This is a genomic window from Verrucomicrobiia bacterium (assembly GCA_036405135.1).
In the GTDB taxonomy this organism is placed as follows: Bacteria; Verrucomicrobiota; Verrucomicrobiia; order Limisphaerales; family JAEYXS01; genus JAEYXS01.
Window position 1 is genome coordinate 172,310 of the sequence record DASWYF010000047.1, and the last position, 17,111, is coordinate 189,420.

The following is a 17,111-nucleotide window of genomic DNA, read 5'->3' on the forward strand; positions in this document are numbered from 1 at the left end:
AACGCAGGACACATCGACGCAATTACGCATCGCTATGTTTAGTGACCTGGGATTTCCGGCTCTTTCCTCGTTCCTAATTCAAAACTTAAAACTAAGAACTTAAAATTACCTCAAGCCCGTCCTTTACCAGCAGCGAGCTGCCAGCACCAAAAAGATTACCACAAAACCTCACTAGCACAATAAATTTTCCATATCTTAAAAATCAAAACCCCTAATCTCCTCCCGCTCAAAAACTTCCACCAAAAAATATTTTCCACCGCGCCCTGGAGCTCGCCTTCCTTGGAGCGCGGGTCTCCGAACCGCAGCAACGTCCATAAGCACCACCAACCCACTCTCGCAAAAAAAGCACCGCAAAAAAATCTTCTCATCTGCGTCTATTTCACCCCGGCTCTTAGTCGGGGCTGCGGTTAACCCCTTCTCCCCTCCCGATACCGCCCCACAAACCCCTTCTTCCGACGCGCCGTCTCCGTCTCGTTATACGTCTCCTGAAACAACCACCGCATCCCCGCCTCCAGTGCCAGCGGCACGACCCGATGGTAGCCGTGCATGAAATGCACGGACCACCGCCCGATGCGACCCGCTGAAATAGTTGCCTCCGCACTTAACTTCGCGCTAGCCTTCCCCTCGCCATGTATCTCCCCGCCCTCTTGTCCATGATGCTGCTCGCTACTCCGCTCATGGCCGCAGAAAAGAAAGGTGCAGCATTCGTGTCATCAGCTTCCCAGCTTCCTTTTGCCACGCTTTGTCTCGACTCCAAGATTAGCACCGAGACGGCTTACACCTTGGCGAAGCTGATCCATGCATCCCGCTACGAATTCACAACCCAACAATTTCCTGAAGACGCCTTTCGTAACGTCACGCGGAAAAATGCGAAAGCGTTGGTAGCCAAACTGACCCCTGAATCAGTTTACGCCATCGCATCACACTTGGAGAAAAAGACGTGGCTCCATTTGGAAGGGGATAAAATCGCCGATTTGCGCCCTCTGACTGGATTGAGCAATCTGACGGGTCTTGTCCTCAGCCATCATTCCATCTCGGATCTCACTCCGTTGGCCGGTCTGGTTAACCTCAAACGACTGGATCTGGAAGGCAATCAGATCGCCGATCTTAATCCCTTGGAGAAACTGGTGAACCTTCAGGAACTCACTCTATATGACAATCCTTTGATCAGTCTCCAGACGCTCGGCCATCTGCCGAAACTGGCCGAACTCGAACTCTCCGCCGGGCACGTCCACTTGCTGGCTGGTGTCCAGCGGTTGGATGCCTTGAAGAAATTGACCGCCCGTGGCATCGGCCCCAGTAGCTTTATCGCCACTCCTCGCTGTCCGGAGTTGATCAGTTTGCGGGCTGAGGGTCTTACCAGTCTGGATGGCATGGAGAAATTCCCGTCCTTGTTATATGCCAGCCTGACCGGTGTTTATACTTCATTGAAGCCGCTGAACTCCTGCCCCCAGCTTACTCATCTGCGCATTTCTTCATTCCGTACGGTCGATGCCTCTGAGATTAAAGATTTGCCCGCCATCAAGGCGATAGACTTTAGTGCATTGCAGGTGAAAAATCTGGAATCATTAGGCAGCCACCCGACCTTGCGCGAAGTAACCATGCCCGAGTCCAAAGGCACTCCCGTCCTGCAATTGAAGCTGCTCCATGCCAGCCTCTCTTCTTGGGATGCCGATTTTTCCTTCTCTGAACCACGTGCCACTCCTTCCCCGAAGTTGCTGGTCGTTTCCCAAGATGAATTCGACCGTTTCGATTTCAAGGAAGGCTACGGTGTGACTCCTGCGGATAGAAATATCGAACTCATCGAATCGGAGCGTGCTTGGCTGGAGCGTCGTCTCACCAAGATACTGGCGGCGAAATGGGAGAAGACAAAAGACTGGAACTTTCCCTACACTGGCGGTCTGCGCCGGTCTCATACGCTCCATCTCAGCTCGGTAAAAGCCTATCAGGCCGCTCCGCAGATTGTTGCTGCCATCCAAAAGGAACTGGCCACTGCGCGGAATGACTGGATCATCTACCTGCAAGTCGAACTTTGGGGTTCCGATGCTGATAGACCGGTCCACGCTACCCCTGACTTCATCGCCTGGATATACCCAGATAAGATCGTCACAACTGAGAATTACGCAGAAACAATTCGCAAGCTGTTCAAGCCATAGCCTTGAATCCATAGCCTCTCTCTTGTTCAACTTTTTCCTGTCACCAGAACGTTCCTTTCCCTCCTTCCGTCCGATACGCTACAAACACACCGTGCGTATCAAGCTCTTCATTGCCACCTTGGCCCTGCTGCTGTTCACCTTAAGTAGCCTCCTCGCCCAATCCACGAACAGCACTCCCACGAATCTCGTGTATTCCCAAACCGGCGATCTTCCCATTCTCCTCACCGCACCACACGGTGGAACCAATGTGCTCAAAGATGTGCTTACGCGCACCAATGGCACGGTGCTTCGTGATGACGGGACGTATGAGTTGGCGCTCTTGGTGAATGAGGAACTTGCCAAGCTGATGAAAGGGAAGAAGCCGTATGTGGTCGCGGCGCAGTTTCATCGCAAGTTTTTGGATGTGAATCGTCCGGTGACAAATGCTTTTGAGAGCGCGGGTGCGAAGCCGTATTACGAGGCGTATCACAATCAGGTGAGCAATTATGTGGCGGAGATTCGGAAGCGTTTTGGTGGTGAGGGATTGATGGTGGATATCCATGGGCAGGCGCGGGATGAGTCCTCCATCTTTCGTGGCACTGGCAATGGTGTGACGGTGATGCGGCTCATCCAGAAGCAGGGGGAGGATGCGTTCACCGGGACGAACAGTTTGCTCGGGCAGCTTGCGGCGATGGGTTACGCCATCGTCCCGAATAACACGCCACCCGGCAAACCGCCTGAGGACCGCAGTTACAATGGCGGTTTCACGGTGCGCACATATGGCAGTCACAAGGAGGACGGCATTGATGCGATCCAGATCGAGCTGGGCTATAAACAACGGCGCGCCGACCGGAAGAAATTCGCCAGCGATCTGGCTAAAGCCATCTATGTGTTTCAGCAAGAATATCTGAAACCGGCGGCGGACTGATCTGACTCATGGCCTTTGTCATCAACTTCTAAAGGGTTTTAGCATCCTCGGATGAGTCTCTTAAAATGGTTAAATCGTTGAATCGGGAAACGACTGGCCAGTTATCGCTTTTTACGATTTTAACGCGCATGCCCCCGGCATGGAAAGGGGTTGCTTTTGATTTAACGTGTTCGTTTCCAATGGGTTGGTGGGTTTGAGAGGTTTTTCATAAAAATAATCGCATGGACAGCCAATGTCCTACCCCCCTCCTTAGGCTGGGGGCATGAAAAATAGAAATGTGCCTTTGTTGACGAGCGGAGAGCAGGAGCCGCTGTGGGTGACGGTGCTGGGATGCGGAGCGGGGTTTATTCTGTTTTTGATGATTTTGGCGACCTGAGCCGGTTGCACCGGCAGGCCTACAAAAGAGAAACATCGAACATCCAACGCCCAACTTCGAACATCGAGAGAAGGGGAAGAGGGGAAATCAGGGACGAGCACGAGAGGGGACGGTCATAGGAGGAAAAGATGAAACGAATTTTGCTAACTAATAGCTCTACGCTTGCGCGGATTGATTTGGGACGCATAATCGCCGCCCGTAGTGGTCAAACTCTAGACCCTCTCACCAATAACCCCGCGCTGAGATGAACCTGGCAAAAAGCATTGGTCTGTACACGGACTCAGCACCTACCTCCGAAGGTCGGTTGCTGCAATACATCAATCTCAAACTGGCCGCCATGGGCCTGCCGACGGTAGTCACCCAGGGTGACTCGGAACTGCATGATATGGCTGCCTCGCTGCTCTCGCATCATCGGGAGAGCGAGCGCTTGCTGGCCAATTACCAGTGCGCGGCGGACTGGCGTATCCAGCAATTTCTCGACGATTATCTCTACGACACCAGCACGGCGGTGAAGCTGCCGAGCCAGACATTTGTGCTGGATCGTCACGGTTTGGCCCGCACGCTCTCCATCCCGGTGGACAAGGATGAGTTCGTGTCGGACATCGTCAGCTCGTATCGCACGAAGCAAGGAGTGCTGCACAATCCGAAGAGCGATCGCCGCACGACGAAGGGTGTCTTCCACGTGGCCGCAGGTGGATTGCCAGTGCCAGCAGACAAGTATGAGGTGCCGAAGATCACGTTCGCGCTGATGCTGAAGAAGGCGCTGCAACCGCCTGCAAGCCTCATGCGCCTGCCAATCACGAGTGAGCAAGAAAAGAAGGCGGAGTGCTATGTCACGTTGTTGCTGCGTCCATTGCTGTGCCCGGAGGTGAAGGGGTTCACGCCGGAGAAACGCATGGAAGTGCGGTTCTTCGTGCCGGGCAACTTGGTGAGCAATCTGGATTTCGTGGAGAGCATCTTCGGTAATGCGGGCGATCCGTATTTGCCGGAGAACGATGCAGGTCTGGACGCGGAGCATTGGTCCGGTCACACGGGCTGCGTGATCTTGGCGCCGCACTTGATCGGTTCCACGAAGAAGGAATTGGGCCTGCCGCATTATGACAAGGCCACGGAACGTCAGCGTCTCGACGGCATGTGCTGGAAGAGCGAGGACGAACTGTATAACGACGGCCAGGCTTACAAGCTCACGGCACGGGACAGCCGTGGTGTGGTCGTGACGATCATCGCGGACAATTATTTCGGTTACTGCAAGAAAGAGGTCAAAACGCAGCTCAGCTACGCGGCGAACCTCTTCGGCATGTGCGAGGAAGAGCACGCGGGCGGTGCGATGGTGTATCCCGCTTACGATCTCGGCGAGGAGTTCAGCGGCAACTTGCACGTGAAGCGCAAGGAGCATAACTGGCAGGAAGTGACGGAGAAGTATGCTGATCTGATGCACTTGCAGCCGGAAGGTTACGGCATCGACAAGAAGTGGGCGGACATCGTTTACGTGTGTGAGGATGTCCACTTCGACCTGCATAAGCAGAAGGTTTCATGGACCTACGGCGGCAAGGAACGCAGCATCAAATTGATGCCCAGCAAGACGTACATCCGTCCGTCTGGTTACAAGGTGCACATGGAGAAGCCGCCGGGTGGGCGCACGTGGCGATTGGTCGGCACAGTGGCGGAAGGTGTCTTGTGTCATAAGCCGTGTACGGTCTCCGGTGGTGGTAAATCGGAAATCTCGAAGCCGATCACGGATGCCATCATCCAAGGACCGGTGTTCGTGGCGGATTTCAAAGCGGACTTCGATAAGGTCGTCGAACTTATCCAGCGCGATTACTCGGATCGCTTGAAGGACAAGAGCAAGGCGGATACGCGCCTGATCTTGAGCCCGGAGCGTTCGCTCGGTTCTGTCATCAAGCTGCTCAGCCCAGCCTCACGTGAATACACGGAGGAATACAACAAGTGGGTTGCGGAGATACCGCAGTATCTCAAGGAACTCGTTTTCGTGGTGAAGCGCTATTACAAGCCCGAGTGGGGCAATGATTGGCGCAGCCATTTCAGTGTGGATATCATCAACGGCACGCCGGGCAACGAACTCAAATGCGATGGTCGCAAGTTGGTGACGAATTACCTGCGCGTGGGCTATGACGAAGATGGTGCGTGGCGCACATTCGGCCTGCGGAAAGATTTCCAACCGGCTGCGAAGATCCAGATGGAAGACGATATCACGGCCTCTATCGTGGTGCCATCCGCAGCGGTCGCGAACCTGAGCGGGCTGGAAGAAAATCCGTCCGTGAAGTTCGTGCAGAACTGCGAGTTCCGCCTGTTCCAACGTCCTGACGATGCGATCCATCGCGGCTACGACAAGCAGACAGAACTGGACTTTGCGCGGCAGGATAACTTCTTCTCGAATTACGAACCGCTCACCACGGCTTATGCGAATGAGTTGATGGAAGATGCGATCGGCTTCGACAAGTTCACCCCGCCGATCCAGGAGATTATCAAGCATGCGGCGGTGATGCTGAAGCCGGATTACTTCGTCTCCTCGGCGCACCCGCGCATCGTGGAAGGCAAGCCATCCAAGAATCCGCGCTATCTGCAAACGCGCCCGGACCTCTTGAATCCGCGCTCGGTGTATCTCGCGGAAGTAGCCACGCGCCTGCAACGTCGCATCCCGCTGGGTGAACCGGTGCCGACGCCGGTGAACGCGGTGTTGCCCGGTCGCCGGAATAATCCGCCGGAACCCGCAGCAAAGATCCGTCCGTTAGCGGTGTTCAGCCCGATCCATTATCTCGAACTGCCCGAGCTGTTCATGGAGTTCATCTCCAGCATGACGGGTAAATCGCCCTCCACCACGGGTGCAGGTTCTGAAGGTGCGCTCACGAAAGCGCCGTTCAACGCGCTGCCGCCGATCGTGGACTTGAACAACGCACTCGTATCTTACTTGCTCACGGGTTACGAGAGCTTCATCACGTCCGCCGGTTACGTGGGGCCGAATGTGCGTGTGGATCACGACATCAGCTTGCTCATCCCGGAGGTGTGGTGCCGCATGACGGAGCAGGAGCGCGATCCGAAATTCCTGATCCGCAATGGTTACCTCGAGAAGTGCGAGGACACGGAATATCAAGGCCGCAAGCTGCTCTCGAGCCGCTTGGGTTATCGCATCACGAAACGATTTGTGCGGACGTATTTCGGTCGCGTGTTCAATCACCCGGGCGAAGTCATCAGCGAAGAGATGCTGCTGCCGGAATTGCAGGGCATGGAGATCTTCGCGGATGGCATGGATAACATTGTGGCGACGCACAAACGCGTGGCGCAGTATTACTTCGATGACGGCAGCATCAAAGATGCATGCCCGCCGTTGAAGGCACTCTTGCACATCATGCTGAACGATGAGTTCGAAGGCAAAGACCTGACGAGTCCGGAGATCCGCGCGCTCTTCACGCGTGAAGCGCTCCTGAGCAGTGATTGGTACAAGGTGCGTTTGGCGACGAAGCAGGAGAAGGACATCCGCCTCTGGCGTCGTCACGTGGATTACCTGTCCAAGTTCCTGAATAAGCCGGGTCACGTGGAAGAGGCCAAGCGCTTGGGCATCGAGCAACGGCTCGACCTCGCGCTCGCGATGCAGAAGCACGTGAAGTCACCGGAGTACCTGACGCAACTGAACGGGACGTTGGGTGCGGATCCGAGTGTGTAAGGTTAAGAGCTAAACGTATTCATGCCGTTAGGCATGGAAGATTCATAGCGGCGGCTTTTTAAGCCGCCGTTTCTTTTTGGCAAAATGCTCCGTCGCGTAGCGACGGAAGATGCAGGTTAGTTCCAAACGGGAATCTTGCGTCGCTACGCGACGCTGGGAAACTCGTTCGGATACCACGGGTTAAAACCCGTTGCTATGAATCTGCCCTCGCTAACGCGAGGAGAGATAGCGTTTGAAGGTGGAACTGCATATCACGCTGACTTTGCTTATGGACGTTGCTGCGGATAGGGACAATCCGCGCTCCCCCGGCGGAGCGTGGCCGTCCTCGGCCGCAGCAAGGTGAAATGCTGCAGGCGGCTTCAGAGGGTGAGAACGGGTGCGATCAAGAGAATCATTTCGCACGGCAGGCTCTGCGCGAAACTAGCCCACCTTTGCTTATGTATCCCGCATGCGGGACTGTGCCCGAGGACGGGCACGCTCCTACTCAATCCGAAATAAGTGCTGCTCTCCCCGGATGAACAGACATTTGTTTCCCACTGCATAAGAAGCCAACGTGCGTTCGGCGAGGTTATTTTCGGCCAGTTTCTCGAAGGTCTTGCCGGGTTTGAGCACCACACCCATGCCTTGCTCGCTCTGGAAATAGATTCTTCCGGCGGCGTAGATCGGTGAAGCCGAGTAGTTACCGCCGATGCGTTCCTGCCAATGCACACTGCCGGTCTTGGCATCCGCGCACGTCGCGATGCCGCCATCGGAAACCATGTAGAACTCATCGCCTACCACCAGCATAGAAGGTGTGTTCGGTCCGCCTTTGGGCAATGACCACGCAACGTGTGTATCCGTGACATCGCCTTTGTTAGCATCTACGCGAATCGCCATCGCGATGGGGCGGTCATAGCCGGAGCTTAGGAAAAGCATCCCGTTTGCATAAACGGGTTTTGGGATCACCGAATAGCCTTCACCATAGCGGCAGCGCCAGAGTTCTTTGCCATCCTTCGGATTCAGCGCACAAACTACTCCGCTGCCGGGGCTGATGATTTGCTTCTGGCCGTTCACTGTGATGACCGTGGCCGTGCTGAAGGAAAACGCTCTCTTCGCCGTAGTTTCACGCGGGACTTTCCAGCGGATGCTGCCGGATTGTTTATCCAGCGCGACCATGAAGGGATCCTTCGCGCCATCGCAACTGAAGAACAGGATGTCATCCACAATCACCGGTGAGCCGCCGTTACCATGCACGGGCTGGTATTTGATCGTGTCATTCTTCCAGATGACTTTGCCTTTGAGATCGAGGCACGCTGTGCCTTGATGGCCGAAGTGGACATACACGCGGTCTTTCTCAATCACCGCCGTCGGGCTGGCGTGACTGTTCTTCTTATGGATGCCGGGTGAAGTCTGGGGGCGAAACACTTCTGTGTTCCAAACGATCTTGCCGTCCTTTGCATCCACGCACAATGCGTGCAAGGACTGGCCGCCTGCATCATTCGTGATGGCAGAGGTGAGGTAGATGCGGTCCTTGAAAAGAGCAGGGGAGGACCAGCCGGTGCCGGGCACTTCGATCTTCCATTTCACATTCTCCGTGGCGCTCCACTTGAGTGGGAGAGACTTGGCTTCCGCATGGCCATGGTTCGACCCGCGGAACTCTGCCCAATCCGCCGCCTGCAAGCTCACTGTTCCCAGCCAGCACAGCACTAAACCTAATGTGAAAAATCGGATTGTCTTCATATGCAGAAAGCAAAAAGGGCTTCCCGGTAGGGAAGCCCTAAAAATCAACGACCGCTTAGTGGTGATTCGATTTCGGCGGAAGGCAGAAATAGCCGAATAGCACTACAAACCCGGCCAATGCCAGGAAGAAGAGCGCTGCACCCTTGCCGTGCGACATGCGCACCATGCCGATGCCGATGATCACGGCCATCAAAATCGTCACACCAGTCGATGCCCAAAATTTCATAGGCGCGTAATATACCGGTCCAGCCGCCAGAGACAAGCGAGGTTTTTAGGATTTCTCAGGGCCTATTTTACCACCTTGCGCGGCAACGTGTTGGCGAGGATGAAATCCACGATCGGCTTCGGATCATCCAATCCATGCACGTGGCCGATCCCCGGTTTGTGGATCACCTGAATGGAGCCTCCCAACTCCTTGTACCGTTGCTCAATGATGGCCGTATTCTCATCCACCGGTACCACTTCATCCGCATCACCCACTACATGCAACAACGGCACCTTCGCCTTCGCCAGTGGTGCGAGGCTGTCGATCGGATTGCCTTTCCACGCCATTGCTTCGGCCTCGTCCTTGAAGCCATACGCCTTCAGGACGAGTTCCCAATCCTTCGGACTTCCCTTGGATTTTCCTTTTCCACCTGGCCAGCTCTGGAATGTGCACACAGGTGCGTCTGCATAAATGCACGCCACCTTCTCCGGATTCGCCGAAGCCCAATTGTAGATGTAGAGCCCGCCACGACTCATCCCTTCCAATGCGGGCTTGGCATTTAAGCGATGGATCGTCGTGAGATAGGCATAAAACTTGTTCCACACCTCCACCGCTGCCGGACTGCCGATCAACTCTGGTGCATCGATGTAAACCAGGTGAAAACCTTTGCCCAAAAGCGCGATGTCCACCTCCGGCCGATGCGCCCAGAACCGCGCGCGCCAAATCCATGGACGCCCTTCAGCAGCTTTCTCCGGCACTACGATGTAAGCTTTCCGTTTTTCGAACTCGATCTCGTGCAGATTGAACCCGTTCCACTTCGATATCTTGCCCGGCACCAACTCATCCGCAGTGAGCGCTTCCGGGGCTTTCGCTTTCAGATGCTGTTTCAGCGTGGGCAAAGCCTGTGGCAATTCCTGCATCACCAGTTCCGCCATGGCTCGCGCGCCTTTGGCTGAAAAATGTGTCCGATCACCTGGAGCATTACTCAAATCCGCACTGCCCGCATCCCCCAGCTTGGCAAAGAGCTTGCCGCTCGCAGTGTGCAGATCCACCAGCGGCACCTTCTTATCCGCTGCCACGATCTTCATCGCTTCCGCATACGGTTTCAGGATATCATTCAACGAACCATCCGCATTGAACGTGCGACGATGCATCGGCGTGACCAGCACCACTTGCGCGCCAAAGGCCCGCGCTTCATTGATATAGCGATGGAGATAATCCCTATAATCCGTGGCCGCATCCGTCGCCTTCGGTTCCGTCTTCGCGTGAGAATCATTGTGTCCGAACTGGATGATCACAATGTCTGGCCGTATCGCCTTGGTCTTCTCCCAGTGCCCTTCCGTGATGAAGCTCTTGGAACTGCGTCCGCTCAGGGCCACATTCGTCACCTGCAACGAATCATTGAACCAGCTCTGCACGTAATGGCCCCAGCCGCGGATGATGGAATTCGTCGGATACTCGCTCACCGTGGAATCGCCAAGGATCGCCACCTTCACCGGTGCCGCACCCGCCGTGGCGATAAAGAAAACGGCAGCGAGTAGTGCCGCCAAAAAGTTCACGCAGCTTCGTTTCATGAGATGAGAAAAAGCTCTCAGAAGAATGACCAATGACCAAGCACGAATGACGAAGGAATGAGCAATGACAAATGCCCTAATAATCTCTGCAAACGCTGAAACTCAATGCGCACCCTCAAAGCGCACATTTAGTCATTCGTCATTCCTTGGACATTCGGATTTCGTCATTGGTCATTCCGAACGAAGTGAGGCCTTAGCTCGTCGGTATATTGTACTGCTTGATCTTATTATAAAGCGTCTGCCGCCCGATGCCCAAGCGCTTCGCCGTCTCCAGCTTGTTCCCGCCGGTTTCCTTCAGCATTTGCAAGATGGCATTGCGCTCGATGCCTTCCATCAGCGTGAGATTCTGTTGCACCGCTGCATCTGTTGTTTCTGTGATGCTCAGATCCGTCGGCGCGATCTGGCGCGTATCGCACATCAGCACCGCGCGCTGCACCTCATTCTGCAACTGGCGCACATTACCCGGCCAATCGTAATTGCGCAGCATATCCCCTGCTTCTTGCGTGAAGCCGAAAATGGAACGCCCCGCCTGTGCTGCGAACCGCTTCAAGAATGCTTCCGCCAGCGGCAAAATATCCTCACGACGTTCGCGCAATGGCGGCAATGAAACCGTGATGGCACCTACGCGGTAATACAGGTCCTCGCGCAGCTTGCCTTCCTTGATCGCCTCTTCCACTGGACGATTCGTTGCCGCAATGATCCGGCAATTCGTCTTGTAACTCACGCGACCACCCACCGGACGCACTTCTTGCTCCTGCAACACGCGCAGCAACTTGCTCTGCGTATCGATCGGCATTTCCGAGATCTCATCCAGCAACAACGTGCCACCATCCGCCTCGCGGAACAGACCCGTGCGATCCGCATGCGCACCAGTGAATGCGCCTTTCACGGAACCGAACAGCTCGCTCTCGATCAAATCACGCGGAAGCGCCGCGCAGTTCACTTTCACCAACGGCCCGCTCGCACGATTGCTCAATGAGTGCAACAGATCGGCGACCACCTCCTTGCCTGCGCCGCTCTCACCGCAAAGCAACACGGACACATCTGTAGGCGCGACGCGTTCTACCGTGCGTAGCACATTCTTCATCGCTGCACTGCGGAACACTGGCGAGCTGCCGCCACTGATGTTTGAGATGGCGCGGCGCAGCGTGCTCGTCTGCTCCGTCAGCTTCTTGTGCTCCAACGCCTTCTCGATCGAGTGGATGAGCGACTCGTGATCGAACGGCTTCTTTTGAAAATCATACGCGCCCAGCTTCGTAGCCGTGACAGCGGCATCGAGTGACGCATGACCGGTAAGCACGATGACCTCCGTGCTCGGCCAAGACTTCTTGATGAGCGGCAAGAGTTCCAAGCCATCCGCGTCATCCAGCTTCAGGTCCAGCAAAACGACATCCGGCTCCTGTCCACCCAGCGACTGGCGTAGGGCCGTACCGCTGGTCAGCGAGGAGGTGCGATACCCTTGCGTAGCGAGCAAGTTCTGAAGCAGCAAACAAAGCTCCTGCTGGTCGTCCACAATCAATATACGTGCGTTCATCGTTTCGTAACCTTTCCGCTTGGGTGCCGCATTTCACGACAGTTTCCGAACCCAAATCAGCCGGACTAACCATATTTTGCCATCACCGGCTTACAAGTAGCAATAGCAAATATAATTCCAGTCTCGTTTGTAGACAGGGAAAAGTTAAGAAAATATGGGGTTTTTTACCCCAAGAAGAATCTTGGGACACTAAACCGGAAACTTAATCGCAAAACACAGGACTTTTGCCTTAAATCTCGGCATCCGGGAAGAGCTGTTTGATACGCTTCCTCAAGCGAATCTCCTCAATTGGGGTAAATCGGCGACGGCTTATCCGGCGCTGGACACCATCAAGAAGTTCCAACCAGTCCTCCAAAGGCGGCTCTGGCAGCTCCTTCCATTGATCATGGCGCTTCCCGCGCACAAAGAAAAGCCAGCGATCACCGACATGCTTCGCATACACCTCGCGCTTCTCGCCTTCTTCCGTCCGCCCTTTCCAACTGATTTCGCCTTTCATACTATTCCGGAAGATCCACTGAAGCGACTGCCATGGCGGCAATGCCTTCACCGCGACCTACAAAACCCATGTGCTCATTCGTCGTGGCCTTCAAACCCACGCGCTTCGGGGCGATGCCCAGCGCCGCGCCGATGTATTCCTTCATCGTGGGAAAATATTTGCCCATCTTGGGTTCCTGCGCGATGACCGTGGCATCGATATTCACGATGCGGCCTTTACGCTTCAACACCTGACTCGCTGCCTCTTCGAGGAAAATACGGCTCGGGGCACCTTTCCAGCGCGGATCGGTGTTAGGGAAGAATTGTCCGATATCCCCTTCACCCAGGGCGCCCAGCACGGCATCCGTGATCGCATGCATCAATGCATCCGCATCAGAATGGCCATCGAGTCCCTTGTGGTAGGGTATCTCCACCCCGCCCAATATGAGCTTCCGGCCCTCAACCAACTGATGCACATCGTAGCCTATGCCTACGTAAATCATGTCTGGTGATACTAGAGGCTGCAGCCATTCTCGCAAGATGGAACGTTCAGGAAAAAGTTCCCAATCACAAACTTCAAGCTCCAGTGAAATCCAAAGCTCCAACACACATTGAACAAGCTGGATTGGAACTTTAGATTGGGTGGTTCCTTGGTGGTTGGTGCTTTGGATTTGGGATTTTTATCTTTCTTCCCCTGTGAATAAAATCCACTGGCTTTTGCCGGTCATCGCCGCTCTACTCACTACGCGTTTCAAGAGGTGGCAATGACCGTTCGCGCCCCCTGATGCGTTCACGTTTAACAACCCAAAGATTTACCCAGTTATGGCCGCAAAAACCGCCGAGAAACCTGAAAAAGCAGAGAAAGTCGAGAAGGCCGAAAAAGCCGAGAAAACTTCCGAAAAAAATCTCCCAGCCGAAACCAAGACCGCTTCTGCCGAAGAGGCGAAAGCCAAAGCCGCGCGCAATCGCGAGTTGGACGCCGCCATCGCCACCATCACCAAGGCCTACGGTGAAGGCAGCATCATGCGCCTGGGCGATGCCCGCGCCCAGACGAAGATCGAAGTCATCCCCACCAGCGCGCTTTCGCTGGACCTCGCGCTCGGCATCGGCGGCTTGCCCCGCGGTCGCGTGATCGAGATCTACGGCCCGGAATCTTCCGGTAAGACGACCTTGATGCTCCACGTCATCGCGAACGCGCAGAAGAACGGTGGCCTCGCTGCCTTCATCGATGCGGAGCATGCGCTTGATCCCGCTTACGCCAAGAAGCTCGGTGTGAACCTGGACGATCTCCTCGTCTCCCAGCCGGACAGTGGTGAAGAAGCTTTGAGCATCTGCGAAACCCTCGCCCGCTCGAACGCCCTCGATGTCATCGTGGTGGACTCCGTCGCCGCGCTCGTGCCCAAGTCCGAGCTCGAAGGCGAGATGGGCATGGCCACCATGGGCATGCAAGCACGCCTCATGAGCCAGGCGCTGCGCAAACTTACGGCCATCCTGAACAAGGCCAAGACGACCTGCATCTTTATCAACCAGCTTCGTGAAAAAGTCGGCGTGATGTTCGGCAATCCCGAAACGACCCCCGGCGGCAAGGCGCTGAAATTCTACGCCTCCGTGCGTATCGACATCCGCCGTAAGGACGCCTTGAAGGATGCTTCCGGCGCCGCCATCGGTAACCACGTGAAGTGCAAAGTGGTGAAGAACAAGGTCTCGCCTCCGTTCACCGAGGCGGAGTTCGACATCATGTTCAACCACGGCATCAACAAGGAAGGCTGCATCCTGCAAGTAGGTATCGACCTCGGTGTGGTGGAAAAGAAAGGCGCTTGGTTGCAGTTCAACGGTGACCTCATCGGCCAAGGCAAAGAAGCCGCTGCCAAGGCGCTCGTGGAGAAACCGGAACTGGCGCAGAAGATCGTCGCCGCCATCATGGTGAAACACGCTGAGAAACCAGCGGCGTAAGCTCGCGGACAATCTAAAAACAAAAAAGGCCGCGCTGTTCATTCAGCGCGGCCTTTTGCTTTCCAGAAAAGTTAGTCCTTCTTCTTGAAGATATTTTTGATGCCGTCCGTGGCCTTCTTCGTCGTCTCCGACGCGGTGCCGCCTACATCCTTCACCGCATCCGTGGCGAACTTGCCGACGTCACCGATGGACTTCGCCACAATGACGGTCGTCTGTTTGATGACTTCTTCCAGCACGCGCTTGGTCATGTCCGCCGGTGTGATGCCATCGGGACCGGCACCCAGGCCGGTCATGCGGATTTCTGGAACGGTCACGGAGAGCGGCTTGCCGAGCATGCTGAAGAGCACCGTTACTTTGGCATTAGTCACCACGAACTCATCCACTTGCAATTTCTTCGGTGCACCCGGAGCCTCTTCCTCTGCCTTCTTGTTCTCCGTGCTGCCGGTGAACTCTTCCACGTTCTTCAGGATTTGCGTGAGGTTGTTCGCGTTCAAGCCGCCTTCCAAGATGATTTCCGGGCCGTCCACCTTCACGGACTTCACCACGATCTTGTCCGAGAGCAATGAACCGGGGCTGATGGACAGGCTGGCTTTATGCACCTTGATGGAGTGCTCAGACTTATAACCCTCCGGCACACCGATCACGAGGTCGTTCACCGAACCGCCGCCCGAGAGCGGCATGATGGCGATGCCGTCGAGCTTCACCGTGGTCTTCGTCACACGTGGGCCTACTGTCTCCACGCCTTTCTTCACGATGCCATTGATGGAAAGTGCGACAGCTACCACGGCAACAATCAGAACGACGAGCAGCGCCAATGCGATTTTTACAGGTTTCTTCATAAAGCAAATAAAGTCAGGGGTTGTTCCAACCTCTGCTGGGAAAACTTACCTTCCGTTTTCACAGAGTAAAGCGGGCAGATATACCTATCATTTCCAGACAAATGTCCCGTATCTTTGTTCAATTCGTGACGTCTCCTCAAGATCTGCTGACCAAGCCAATCATGCGGTGCGAACTTCGCCTTTTTAAAAGCTGCAACAATTTGGTGAGGACATGTTTACGAACATTTTCAGGTGCGTGCATATCACCCTTTTCCGATATATCGGCTCCACGCTTGTATCATAAGAAGTAGCAGTAGGTATGGCGCTTGAGAAAAAGCGTATTTGGGTGCTCACCTCTTCCGCCACCAAAACATCCGTTCCAGCCCCGTCCGGTTCGGATACGACCGGGGCACCAAATCTTCCACCAATACAAAAGTGGGTGAAAACCGCTCCACGATTTCCTCGCGCGTCGTCCCGAACGGCGGTCCATCCGTATCGGGGATCAGATAATTCACCGCCAGATACTGCCCATTCGGCTTGAGCCAGCGAGACACCGCCGCCACATAAAGTTCGCGCTCTTCCGGCTTGATGGCACAGAAACAAGTATGCTCGAAGATCCAATCGAACAACTGCGGCGGCTCATCCCGCAAGAAATCCCCCAGCCGAAACTCCGCCTTCAATCCCGCCGCAGTCGTCTTCTCGCGCCCCAGCTCCACCGCACTCGGCGCGATGTCATAACCTGTCACCTGAAAACCAGCTTGTGCCCAAACCCGCACATCATGCCCCGTCCCACATCCCGGCACGAGCACCGTCCCGCGCGACAACTCCGGATGCGCCGCGATGAAATCCACCAATCCCGGCGAAGGCTCCCCCTTCTCCCAAGGCGTCTCGTTCTTCTGATACAACTCTTCCCAATATTCCTGCGACATGCTTTCACCAATACGTCAAACAACATGCATTTGCCAGCCATCACTCAAGTGGAGCGCCGACCTCCGGTCCGGCGCGAGTTGTATGTAAGTCACATTCCTTCACCCTCGCTTTCTAAAATTTACTCAATCATACTCAGTCTTACTCAGTAATACTCAATATGACACTTGAGGCCATCCAACAGGCATTGGCAGACATCGCTGGGGAACAAGATCCCACAGTTAAGCATTTGAAATTGGCCAGCCTGTGCTCCACCGTCTTTCGCGAGCATCAGGTGGAGCTGGTGGTTGTGGGTGGCTCTGCCATCGAGTTTTATACGGAAGGCGCCTACACTTCCGGCGATTTGGACATGTGCCTCCTCACGCCTTCCGCACTCTCCGTCCGTCAACGTCAGGAGATCATGGGCAAGTTCGGCGCTACTGGTGGACCGCGAAGCTGGCAAGTCGCTGGTGTCTTCGTTGATCTTTTGGGTGAACTGGAAAATCTGGCGCACACGCAACTCCGCCGCATCCAAGGCCCCTACGGCGAAGTCTGCATGAATCCCGTGGAAGAATTGCTGGTGGAACGCGTGCTCGTCTCCGTTTATCCCGCAGAACATCCGCCAGCTCGAGAATGCGCCAAAAAACTGGCCGATGCCGCGTTGTTGGGGCGCATCTTGACACTGCCCCCATAATGAGTTGGTAACGGTTCCGATCCTGGGTGCAAAGGGGCAACCACGAACCAAAGGAACACGGATGAAGCCAGAACCCAAGCGGCCTTTGACCTTACGGGAGATCGAGCAGGAAG

General features: G+C 55.2%; 14 protein-coding genes. 5 read left to right on the forward strand and 9 right to left on the reverse strand.

Features of this window, described 5'->3' with window-relative positions; genetic code table 11:
* Nucleotides 1-407 precede the first annotated feature (407 nt).
* Nucleotides 408-548 (reverse strand): hypothetical protein, encoded by a 141-nt coding sequence (locus tag VGH19_21750; protein HEY1174005.1) that lies wholly within the window; start codon nucleotides 546-548, stop codon nucleotides 408-410.
* 81 nt (nucleotides 549-629) lie between these two features.
* On the opposite strand from VGH19_21750, the gene VGH19_21755 reads away from it, so the two are divergent.
* From VGH19_21755 to VGH19_21765, 3 genes are all read left to right on the forward strand, one after another.
* Nucleotides 630-2,156, forward strand: coding sequence for a leucine-rich repeat domain-containing protein (locus VGH19_21755; protein HEY1174006.1), 1,527 nt, complete (start codon nucleotides 630-632; stop codon nucleotides 2,154-2,156).
* A gap of 91 nt (nucleotides 2,157-2,247) precedes the next feature.
* Complete coding sequence (locus tag VGH19_21760; protein HEY1174007.1) at nucleotides 2,248-3,063, forward strand: hypothetical protein; 816 nt, start codon at nucleotides 2,248-2,250, stop codon at nucleotides 3,061-3,063.
* Nucleotides 3,064-3,683: 620 nt separating this feature from the next.
* A complete protein-coding gene (locus VGH19_21765) occupies nucleotides 3,684-7,121 on the forward strand; it encodes a hypothetical protein (GenBank protein HEY1174008.1) in 3,438 nt (1,145 codons plus the stop codon).
* A 480-nt stretch (nucleotides 7,122-7,601) separates the two neighbouring features.
* Here the strand turns inward: VGH19_21765 and VGH19_21770 are convergent, their stop codons facing one another.
* From VGH19_21770 to ispF, 6 genes are all read right to left on the reverse strand, one after another.
* The gene (locus tag VGH19_21770; protein HEY1174009.1) at nucleotides 7,602-8,840 is read right to left on the reverse strand and encodes a PQQ-binding-like beta-propeller repeat protein; all 1,239 of its coding nucleotides are present in this window, start codon (nucleotides 8,838-8,840) and stop codon (nucleotides 7,602-7,604) included.
* 55 nt (nucleotides 8,841-8,895) lie between these two features.
* Entirely contained in the window at nucleotides 8,896-9,066 is a 171-nt protein-coding gene (locus VGH19_21775) for a hypothetical protein (protein ID HEY1174010.1), read from the reverse strand.
* A gap of 62 nt (nucleotides 9,067-9,128) precedes the next feature.
* Entirely contained in the window at nucleotides 9,129-10,619 is a 1,491-nt protein-coding gene (locus tag VGH19_21780) for a GDSL-type esterase/lipase family protein (protein HEY1174011.1), read from the reverse strand.
* A gap of 193 nt (nucleotides 10,620-10,812) precedes the next feature.
* Complete coding sequence (locus VGH19_21785) at nucleotides 10,813-12,153, reverse strand: sigma-54 dependent transcriptional regulator (GenBank protein ID HEY1174012.1); 1,341 nt, start codon at nucleotides 12,151-12,153, stop codon at nucleotides 10,813-10,815.
* Nucleotides 12,154-12,382: 229 nt separating this feature from the next.
* Nucleotides 12,383-12,649 carry a hypothetical protein gene (locus VGH19_21790; protein ID HEY1174013.1) on the reverse strand — a complete coding sequence of 89 codons (267 nt, stop codon included), beginning with the start codon at nucleotides 12,647-12,649 and terminating at the stop codon, nucleotides 12,383-12,385.
* 1 nt (nucleotide 12,650) lies between these two features.
* On the reverse strand, nucleotides 12,651-13,130 hold the full coding sequence (gene ispF, locus VGH19_21795) for a 2-C-methyl-D-erythritol 2,4-cyclodiphosphate synthase (GenBank protein HEY1174014.1): 480 nt from the start codon (nucleotides 13,128-13,130) through the stop codon (nucleotides 12,651-12,653).
* Nucleotides 13,131-13,449: 319 nt separating this feature from the next.
* Between ispF and recA the strand changes: the two genes are divergently transcribed.
* Nucleotides 13,450-14,580: a recombinase RecA gene (gene recA / locus VGH19_21800; GenBank protein ID HEY1174015.1), complete on the forward strand. Its 1,131-nt coding sequence runs from the start codon at nucleotides 13,450-13,452 to the stop codon at nucleotides 14,578-14,580.
* 71 nt (nucleotides 14,581-14,651) lie between these two features.
* Here recA and VGH19_21805 read toward each other — a convergent pair whose 3' ends face one another.
* Both VGH19_21805 and VGH19_21810 read right to left on the reverse strand, forming a co-directional pair.
* On the reverse strand, nucleotides 14,652-15,419 hold the full coding sequence (locus VGH19_21805) for a hypothetical protein (protein ID HEY1174016.1): 768 nt from the start codon (nucleotides 15,417-15,419) through the stop codon (nucleotides 14,652-14,654).
* A gap of 329 nt (nucleotides 15,420-15,748) precedes the next feature.
* Nucleotides 15,749-16,327, reverse strand: coding sequence for a methyltransferase domain-containing protein (locus VGH19_21810; GenBank protein ID HEY1174017.1), 579 nt, complete (start codon nucleotides 16,325-16,327; stop codon nucleotides 15,749-15,751).
* Nucleotides 16,328-16,485: 158 nt separating this feature from the next.
* On the opposite strand from VGH19_21810, the gene VGH19_21815 reads away from it, so the two are divergent.
* Nucleotides 16,486-16,998 carry a hypothetical protein gene (locus VGH19_21815; GenBank protein HEY1174018.1) on the forward strand — a complete coding sequence of 171 codons (513 nt, stop codon included), beginning with the start codon at nucleotides 16,486-16,488 and terminating at the stop codon, nucleotides 16,996-16,998.
* The last annotated feature ends 113 nt before the right edge of the window (nucleotides 16,999-17,111 follow it).